The 3,116-nt window shown below is 33.2% G+C and carries 2 protein-coding genes; both read left to right on the top strand.

Annotated features, from left to right (window positions below):
• Window positions 1-1,175 (top strand): serine hydrolase (locus ACFO3L_RS09585; RefSeq protein ID WP_379966599.1); only part of this gene is annotated, 1,175 nt, incomplete at its 5' end.
• A 138-nt stretch (window positions 1,176-1,313) separates the two neighbouring features.
• The coding region (locus ACFO3L_RS09580) for a GH25 family lysozyme (protein WP_379966596.1) at window positions 1,314-3,116 on the top strand (1,803 nt) is incomplete at its 3' end.

Here is a 3,116-nt window from a genome sequence, read left to right as displayed (position 1 = left end):
GTAAATATGTAAGCATCAAGGGAACTAATGATATCTGGGATGGTTTTGCATGGAAGAACAGTAAATCTGGGCTGGCTTATAAGAATCAAACGTTCCAAGCGCGAGGAGTCTACCATCATTTCAATGGTTCGCGCTATTTATCTTTGTATGATAACAAGGGGATTTGGCTAGGTTATATCAATGAGTCAGGGACAATGTTATCTCCTGGCGCTCAAGGGAATTACCAGAAATATGGTAAATATGTGACCATTAAATCGGAAGATTATTCAATTTGGCGAAATTTTTCTTGGACACAAAAGGCATCAGGTAAATTTGCTAATAAAACATATTTAGCTAAAGGTGTCTACCATCACTTTAATGGTTCCCGTTATTTATCTTTATATGATGCCAAAGATAACTGGATTGGATACATCAATGAAAAGGGAACAAAATTAGGCCAGTCACAAGCAGATAAATTTAAAAAAGTACAAGAGCTTTTGAACAAAGAATACAATAGTAAGAATTTTGGAATCTATGTTGCTAGTTTAGTCGATGGATCCGTTGCTCAAATAAACAGTGAACAACAATTTCACGCAGCAAGTACAGGAAAATTACCGGCCCTCTATTATACACAAAAAATGATACTCGATAAAAAAGTGGATGGAAACTATCCATATACTTATACGGATGCCATAAATCAAATGCCAAATGCTTATATGCGTGGTGGGGCGGGCGTTTTACAAGGACAACCCTATGGTAAGAAATTTAGTTTAAACACAATTATGAACTGGACAGCGAAATATTCAGATAATCAAGGAACAAATTTTTTAGCCTATTATGCAGCTAATAAATACGATGCAACAATGAAAAAAGAAATAAGTCGTATTATGGGACGTAATTGGACAGCTCCATTCTATGTGAATGCAAAAGATAATGCTATGATGCTAGAAGCAATTTATCATCAGGGAGGAAAATTAATCACTGATTTATCAAATACAGTATATGATGATCAAAGGATACCTAAGTATTTACCTGTTCAAGTAGCTCATAAAATTGGGGATGTGGAAGATTTAAGACATGATGCGGGGATTGTTTATTCTAAAAATCCGTATACATTATCTATTCTTACGAAAAATTATCAATCGTATGAACAGATTTCGATTCTTTCAAAAAAAATATATGATATTTTGAAGTAACAATTATTAGAATATCAATTGTAATTGAAAATTATTCATTTAACTTAATTATTTATACCACTCTTTTACAAATACAGTATAAGAGTGGTTATTTGTGATATAATAAATAATTAACAAAGTGAAAAAAGGTGGCTAAACATGATGCGTAAAATATATACAGGTATTGCTATTATAGGTTTGTTGGTATCGCAAATTACTAATGTATCAGTAGTTTTTTCAGATGAAGTACAAGGAAGAGTGTCAATCGAGCAAAATGATGAGAGCTCGATAAGTACGGTTGAAAATAAGGAAATAAGTGATTCTTTTAATGAATCAATAGAGTCAATAAATGGAAGTTTTGAAAGAATCGAGGAGATGATGAACTCAGATTCAGAAACTGAAATTTTTAGTGAAGAAACAATAGAGGAGGAAATTGAAGAAATAACCAATACTACAAGTTCACAAGAAGCTGAAGAAGATATGGCTGACAATTCAAGTGAAAGTACTGAATACATAGAAAGCATAGATAAAGATTCAACTGAAACACTTGAGTATGAAGAAGTTTTTTATAATAACCAAAGATTTCAATTTCCGATTCAAGAAGAAATTGAAGAAATTGAAAAAAATCTAAAAGACAACCATAGATTGGGAGCGTATACGAAATCAAAAAGTAATGGGGATTTATTTTTTTCAAAAATTACAGAGAAACAACAGGGGAGACCTCATTGGAATTTTATCGATGTCTCCTCTCATCAAGGAGAGTTATCTGTTGCTGATTATGAATATATGAAAAAACAGGGAGTTACAGGGGTTGTTGTTAAGCTTACCGAAGGGACTTTTTATACAAATCCATTTGCTAGAACACAAATAGAAAATGCTGAAAAGGCTGGTTTAAAGGCTAGTACGTATCACTTTAGTCGATATACAACCAAAAAGGGTGCTGAAAGTGAAGCAATTTACTATGCAAAAGAAGCTAAGCGATTGAACTTAACTTCAGACACAGTGATGGTCAATAGTTTGGAAGTAAACTTAAATGAATATTCTACCCAGAATGCTATTTTCTTTGCAAATAAACTAAAAGAGCATGGTTTCAGAAACCTAGTTCATTATACTACATCATTGATTTTGGAAGAATCAAAATTATCCACTTCGATACTTGGAGATGAGTATCTATGGATTGCTGAATATCCAGAAGAACCAGCAGAAAAAAATAGGCTTCACTCAATGAGTAGTGCTTGGCAATGGTCAAATGAAATGACTTTTGAATTAATCCCAGGGAAAATTTTTGGTGTTAGTTCTGATTATAAAGGAATGTTCTCGAATCCGATTGAAGATGAAGATAAAATAATTGAACCAATCAAAGACTCGTCAATTACTTCAGAAAAAAAGCTCAATAAATATACAACTATTACAGCAAAAGATTTTGTGTTTTGGAAAGATTTATCATTCCAGACAAAAAATGGAATGAGTAGTAAGTATTTTCAACAAACTCTTTTTGTTGAAAAAGAGTTTACTCTTTCGGGAGGTGAAAAATATTTATCGATTAAAGACAAGAATAATAAGTTACTAGGGTACGTAGATGAAAAATATTTAACTTTAGTCAACGGTGAGCAAGGAGCACATCAAGAATATGGTAAATATGTAAGTATCAAAGGAACCAATGATATCTGGGATGGTTTTGCATGGAAGAACAGTAAATCTGGGCTGGCTTATAAGAATCAAACGTTCCAAGCGCGAGGAGTCTACCATCATTTCAACGGCTCACGTTATTTGTCTTTGTATGATAACAAGGGGATTTGGCTGGGTTATATCAATGAATCAGGGACAACTTTGGGCAACGGTGAGCAAGGAGCACATCAAGAATATGGTAAATATGTAAGTATCAAAGGAACCAATGATATCTGGGATGGTTTTGCATGGAAGAACAGTAAATCTAGGCTGGCTTATAAGAATCAAACGTTC

This window comes from Enterococcus eurekensis (assembly GCF_042654605.1).
Lineage (GTDB): Bacteria > Bacillota > Bacilli > Lactobacillales > Enterococcaceae > Enterococcus_I > Enterococcus_I eurekensis.
The sequence above is the reverse complement of the archived record's forward strand: the minus strand, read 5'-3'. Positions and strand labels throughout refer to the sequence as shown.